This is a genomic window from Neglectibacter sp. X4 (assembly GCF_009917365.1).
In the GTDB taxonomy this organism is placed as follows: Bacteria; Bacillota; Clostridia; order Oscillospirales; family Acutalibacteraceae; genus Acutalibacter.
The window spans coordinates 1-6,072 of the sequence record NZ_QWLE01000088.1 but is presented as its reverse complement, the minus strand read 5'-3'; the positions used below and the strand labels follow the sequence as shown (position 1 = coordinate 6,072).

At 42.4% G+C, this 6,072-nt stretch carries 6 protein-coding genes; 5 read left to right on the top strand and 1 reads right to left on the bottom strand.

Annotated elements, in window-relative coordinates:
- From D1841_RS16120 to D1841_RS16100, 5 genes are all read left to right on the top strand, one after another.
- Positions 1-770 (top strand): hypothetical protein (locus D1841_RS16120; protein WP_166554294.1); only part of this gene is annotated, 770 nt, incomplete at its 5' end.
- A gap of 427 nt (positions 771-1,197) precedes the next feature.
- Entirely contained in the window at positions 1,198-2,595 is a 1,398-nt protein-coding gene (locus tag D1841_RS16115) for a radical SAM/SPASM domain-containing protein (RefSeq protein ID WP_160644623.1), read from the top strand.
- A gap of 81 nt (positions 2,596-2,676) precedes the next feature.
- Entirely contained in the window at positions 2,677-3,756 is a 1,080-nt protein-coding gene (locus D1841_RS16110; RefSeq protein ID WP_160644621.1) for a TIGR04066 family peptide maturation system protein, read from the top strand.
- 11 nt (positions 3,757-3,767) lie between these two features.
- Complete coding sequence (locus tag D1841_RS16105) at positions 3,768-4,022, top strand: hypothetical protein (protein WP_160644619.1); 255 nt, start codon at positions 3,768-3,770, stop codon at positions 4,020-4,022.
- Positions 4,019-5,020 carry a S8 family serine peptidase gene (locus D1841_RS16100; RefSeq protein WP_160644617.1) on the top strand — a complete coding sequence of 334 codons (1,002 nt, stop codon included), beginning with the start codon at positions 4,019-4,021 and terminating at the stop codon, positions 5,018-5,020. The genes D1841_RS16105 and D1841_RS16100 overlap by 4 nt, the downstream gene beginning before the upstream one ends.
- A 731-nt stretch (positions 5,021-5,751) precedes the next feature.
- On the opposite strand, the gene D1841_RS16095 is transcribed toward D1841_RS16100, so the two are convergent.
- Positions 5,752-6,072 (bottom strand): tyrosine-type recombinase/integrase (locus D1841_RS16095; RefSeq protein WP_161880147.1); only part of this gene is annotated, 321 nt, incomplete at its 5' end.

Sequence of the window (6,072 nt, the reverse complement as noted above, 5' to 3'; positions counted from 1 at the left end):
ACATAGAGACGGGGACTGCCTCTTTTCTGTCGCCTGCATTCCTGGAGTTTTTGAACACAACAGGCAGCATTGAGGAAAAAGATCGGCTAGATTTAGAGCGCATCTCCAGAAGAGGAGGACAGCTTCCAGCCTATGTCAACGAACTGATTCGTGTTCATAAAGAAAAAGACACTCCTAATGTTACACGAATTGCAGTCTTAGATGAATACCTGGAGAAGGGAAATCTGTCTATGATGAGTTGGGCTGTCATTGATCCCTGCTCTATGGCGTACATCAGCCAGCCTTTCGAGTATCTGGCTGGTCCATATCCGCTGGTGGATACGAAAGGCCAGTTAAGCGTCGATTCTTATACAGACTTCGCTTTCCCAGCCAGCATGAAAAACCCGGAACTTGCGTGGAGGTTTATGTCTTACTGCCTGCAAGAACGGGAAAACGTGCGCATAAAAGGGAACTGGGTGTTCACATCAGGTATCCCATTAAATAAAAAGAATATCACTCCACTGACTAAATCCCTCAAAGGTGATGCATATTATTACGTTTATGAAAGAGCGTTGGGTCTTCTCATGAATCAATATGATCCGGACATCACTATACAGAAAATAAACGAATATTTAGGTATGCCTCTTATTTGTACAAAACTCTATAGCCTTAATACAGAAACAATATTAGAAAACTTTTATTCAGAGAAGAGTCTGCCTGCTGAACGGTGCGCGGAGGAACTCCAAAAAGCTGCAGAAGTATCTTTCAACGAACAAGCACCAAAAGAGTAAGTTGCTGTATTGCATAACTCAGAAAAAATGCGGTGTTGCGTATAGTTTAGACTTCGGTCTTTTCTATAAAATATTTGTGAAAGGAGTTGGCAGAAATGAAAGGGACGCTTAAAAAAGCGCGTATGAAAGGAACAGTGAACTCTTTCTATGAACTAATGAGTGCATGCAACTGTTCCTGCACATGTGTGTACTGCTCTTGTTCCAGCAACAATATAGCGGATTACAACATTTCCTATATTGGCGGTACACGGGTTTTCAATTTGGATAAACCAAATGCCTAGCCTCATATAAGCCAGGCACAATTAGCAGGTTGATCTGAATTGGGGAAACCGTCAGAGTGGTCTCTCTGCTACGGCAGAAAATCTCTTTGGCGGTTTCTTAACTTTAATATATTCCAGTTAACAGATCAATGAAAAGGTGGTTTAACATGACCTATATTGTCTTCCAAGTCCCTGGAAAACTAAACTATTTATATGACCGTGAAAACGGAAGCCTTACAAAAATTGAAGAAACAGATGCTTCCGCTCTAAAAGGCTTATTAGGAGAGGAGGCTCAGCAGGAGTGTATCAGCAGATTCCAGGCCCAAGGGCTATGCCTGCCAACTAAGCTTAAAGAAATTGAACATCCTGACGTACATATTTTATCACAGCTAACAGCCTATCGAGTAAGTGAGATGGTTCTTCAGGTGACACAAAACTGCAACTTGAGATGTGATTATTGCGTCTATTCAGGAAGTTATTATAACCGAACACACAGCGCAAAACGCATGTCAAAAGAGACTGCTTTTAAAGCGGTGGATTTTCTTATGGAACATTCTACTGACTGCGATTCCATCCATATAGGGTTTTACGGCGGCGAACCCTTATTGGAAATCGAGCTGATTAAAAAAGTGGTAGAATATATTGAAAACGAATATGAAGGGAAGCATGTGTCATACGGGCTTACAACTAACGCGACGCGTCTTACAGAGGAAACTGCCGATTTTATGGCTAATAAAGGTTTTAACCTTCTGGTCAGCCTTGACGGGCCAAAGGAATACCAAAATACACAGCGCTGCTATGTGGATGGGAAAGGCTCTTATGATGATGTTTTAGAAAATTTGCGCAGTTTGAAAATGCGGCATCCGGATTATTTCGACCTGATGAGAATTAACACTGTTGTCCCACCAAATCGCGATTTGAAAAGGATTTTAAACTTTTTTGCTGAAAACGAGACTCTTGCACGGACAGAATGTCTTGTTACTCCTGTGACTGACGTGGGGAACAAAAATGAAATTGAATATGGTGAATCCTTTCTCCAAACCATGCTCATAGAACGCACAAAAGCTTTGTTATATGGCTTAGGATATTTGGAAATCGATTCTGTTACTCCGTCCTTCTTCACATATCTGGGGGAACTTGCTTATATACAAAAAATTATAACGACGTATGGTCTGCTACCTGAAAAATCCCACCCAGGCGGCCCCTGCACGCCAGGTGTCCGGCGTATGTTTGTAAATGTAGAGGGTAAAATTTTCCCGTGTGAACGTATCGGGGAAAGCTCACAAATGGAAATCGGCAGTTTGGATGACGGGTTCAATGAGCAGAGAATCTGTTCTATGCTGAACATAGGGAAGCTGACAGAAAAGAACTGTAAAGAGTGCTGGGCATTTTCTCTGTGTGGACAATGCATCGCCCTCTCCATTGACGGAGAAACAATTTCCGCATTGAAACGATTATCCCGGTGCAAAGAGGTACAGGGTAATAATTTCACAAAACTGCGTGACCTAGTCTTTCTCAAAGAAAACGGTTTTGATTTTGAACGCTTTGAGGGAGTGCGAAGATAGTCTACGTCAGGGTTTCCCTGTTTTGAAGCTTACAGTTTCGCTGGACTTTCATCGACATTGTTTATAATAGGAGAAATGCCTGTGAGTAAGTTATTGGTTTATCCGTATGAAGAAGAATTAAGTGTATTTTGTAGATTCCCGCAATTGGTACAAGGATATGATTCTGTCTTGCCAATATCACCAAAGGGGTTGGGACTTGTTGGACAGGATGCGGCCAAATGTGACGGTGGCCCTCCTACAGGACAGATTGTGTCTTCCGACTTAGAGTCTGCGCTTTTACAATGCGAGGGTATATTCATAAATTATGCGCCCCAATCAGCACTAAAGGCAGAAAGCTATTGGAAAGCACTGGACTTAGCCTTAAAAAATGATAAGCCTGTTACAATTACAGAAAGCCTGCGTGCTTTCCTGGAGGAAAAAGGATACATGGCTTTTCCTGACAGCGTAAAAGTCACTGGGTATTCTGTTGAGGACACATTAGCGACCGTGCCTGAAAAACTTTATGAGATACCAGTTCCAATTATCACAGTTTTAGGAGTGGGTGATAAAAGCAACAAATTCGATCTCCAATTGGGTCTTGCGGATTTTTTCAAAAAGGCTGGATATAATGTTTCTCTTTTAGGAACCAAAGAGTATACTTCTTTATTTGGATTTATGCCTTTACCCCAATTCTTATTTGAAGGAGGGTGCCAAAAAGAAAAAATTCTTCAATTTAATCATTTTGTCTATAAATTAAGCATGGAAACCCATCCAGATATTATTATTGTTGGCTGCCCTGGCGCCATTATGCCCAATAATCCTTTCAAATTTGATGATTATGGAGAGTTAGCCTTTGTTATAGGGAATGCGCTGAATGCAGACATATCTGTTTTAAGCTTATATGCGATGTCTTACAATAATCAGGCATTGGAACATTTGCATAGTCTATGTAAATATAGGCACAATGCCAATGTAAAGAGGCTAAACTTAGCTTGCAAAAGAATGGTGATGGATCAGGCTACACTAAATTATCGGTATGTTACATTAAATCAGGAGTTTATCAAAAAAGAAATAATTCCTCCCATTCCTGCCGGAGAGATGGAGTTATATGTTGGGCTGTCAGAAGGCGAAATGGATAGACTGGGTGCTTCCATAGAAGCAGAGCTGCTCCAGAATATTTAGGAGGTGGGCTTATGGATAGGCAGGCAATACAGGAAACAGTTCTTTTTTTTGTACAGGAATGTGGGAATATCAGATCAGATAATTATGATGTCTCCCTGTTTTCTGCTGACTTTGGATTTCAAGCCTGTGACATGGCACATGTTTTAATTGGCATATATAATACATACAGCATTCCTATGGAAAGGCTGATGAAAGAATTACAAACATATAGCGTTAATGAGATTGTCCACTGCGTTGCAGAAGCACAAAAAGCGGGTAATCCATGAAAATCGTCCTTATTGATGATTATATTTCCCGTACAGCCGTACAGGAGCTAAGCGGTGAAACAGTCAATACTCTTTTCTCTGTAAAAGGTAAAACTGATCATCAAGCGAATGGTGCTTACGCTCTGCGATCCCACGGCACCATCTGCGCTTCCATTCTTGCCTCTGTGATGCCCAGGCATGTGGAATTGCATACAATCTCTACCCATAACAAAGACAGTACCATTACCCTTGAAAATGTCTGTACAGCTCTGGGCTGGTGCTTGAAAGGCCCTCCGGATTATATCTGCATGAGTTTAGGCAGTTCAAACTGGCTGGAAGTAAAGAAACTTGGTCAGATAACAAAGCAGCTTGCCGATGCCGGAAGCCGTATTTTTGCGGCCTGTGCGAACAATGGGCATGTTGTGTTTCCCGCAGCGTATTCTTGGGTTACAGGTATTCGCTATGAATCTGGTATTATAGGTTTATACCAGGAAAGAGATTCGCCTATTGGGAATAACATTATAGTGGGAGATTTCACCACTCCAGTGTTGGAAAAACTTGAGAGAGAAAATGTGTTTTTTATGTCTCGCACGAATAGTATGGCAGCGCCATATGCGCTTGGAAAGATGTTGTCAGAAGGATTGATTTTGACAGATTTGCCAGCGTACACAGACCGTACACCGAAACTGATTCACAAAGAACTATCTATGCCTGCTACCGCCCTTCACGGGCCGTTAAACCAAATGAGAGAATTGTTGGCGCTGTTCCAAAAAGAAGGCTATCAAGCCGCTCTGTTGACCAGTCGTCAAGAATCTGAATGGGAAAGCATGGTACTACGTGCCACATCTGCAAATTTTTTTGACTGGGTACATTCATTAGAAGAAGCAGGGATTTTGTTGTTGGATATGGAAGGAGATTTGCTTTCTTTTCAAAAATATGCTGATCATTCTATCCATTTAGCTGGACAAGATGTGCGAACAACCTACAATGAAATCCTTCAGTTTTTTGGTACAGCGTAGGCTAAAAATGAAAGCAAAAATATTGCAAAGGACAGAAGCACATTTTGCATAATCTTACCTGCTGTATTCTATAGCATTCAATTTATATGAATATACTTTCATTATTTAGCATAACTGACAACAGGCGGCTGTAGTTTTCTTTTGCTAAATCAGACCAAATTTATAGTTTAGAACCCATGCAGATATTTTCTAACCATAAGAAAGCCCTGGCAGCAAAGCTGCCAGGGCTTTCTTGCAAAAAACAGGATGGTTTTATTTGAGATTCTATTTAGGCAACACCAGATGAAGACGCCGAAGCAGTTGTCTATCACATCACTATAAATTCTTCTATCAGTTTTTCCAGCAAACGTGCAGAAGATTCGCGTTTTGTACTCAGGTTTTAAGGGCGAGAAGTGCCTGAAATTCAGACTTTAAGCCGTTTTCCGGTATAGCGCGGTACAAGATAGAGGTATCTAAAACTGTCTAAAATTTGCACTGTCGCTCTCCAAAACCGCGTGCCGAGGGTTCGAGCCCTTCTGCCCCTGCCACAGACTTGGCCCGGAATTCCTTGGAATTCCGGGCTTTTTCGTGTCTTTGGGTGGTGGTATGCGGTCTGGATTGCCGCTCCCCTGGGCGTGTATTTTGCGCTTTTTTCGTTTCTGTTCGTATCCGTTTCTAGCTTTTCCGTATGGTACATCATCAATAAATCATCAAAAATCCGGGGCGCTCTCCCTTGTGCCAGCTTGCTCCTGCTAAAAATTAAATCCGTCTGTGATTCCTTGCAGGCGGGTTGTGTCTTTTTTGACGTAGTACATCTCGGTTATCTGTGAGGTGCTGTGGCCCAGGAGATCGGCCACCTGCCGGGGCGAGAGTGCTTTGATGGTGCCGTCGGGCTGTTTCACGCCGTTTATCAGTTGGGTCGCAAAATGATGTCTTAAACTGTGCAATCCTTTCTGATCTATGCCCGCTGCTTTCAAAATCCGGTAGTACCTCTTGCGGAAGTTCACCGGCCTGGTGTAGCCGCCCTTCTCGTCGCTCACGAGGGGCGCTGTGGGGCCGAAGTTGCGTTCCTG

Excerpts from the sequence above, each read along its gene's own strand:
- D1841_RS16115 (WP_160644623.1), top strand. The coding sequence starts at position 1,198 with ATGACCTATATTGTCTTCCAAGTCCCTGGAAAACTAAACTATTTATAT.
- D1841_RS16100 (WP_160644617.1), top strand. The coding sequence starts at position 4,019 with ATGAAAATCGTCCTTATTGATGATTATATTTCCCGTACAGCCGTACAG.
- D1841_RS16105 (WP_160644619.1), top strand. The coding sequence starts at position 3,768 with ATGGATAGGCAGGCAATACAGGAAACAGTTCTTTTTTTTGTACAGGAA.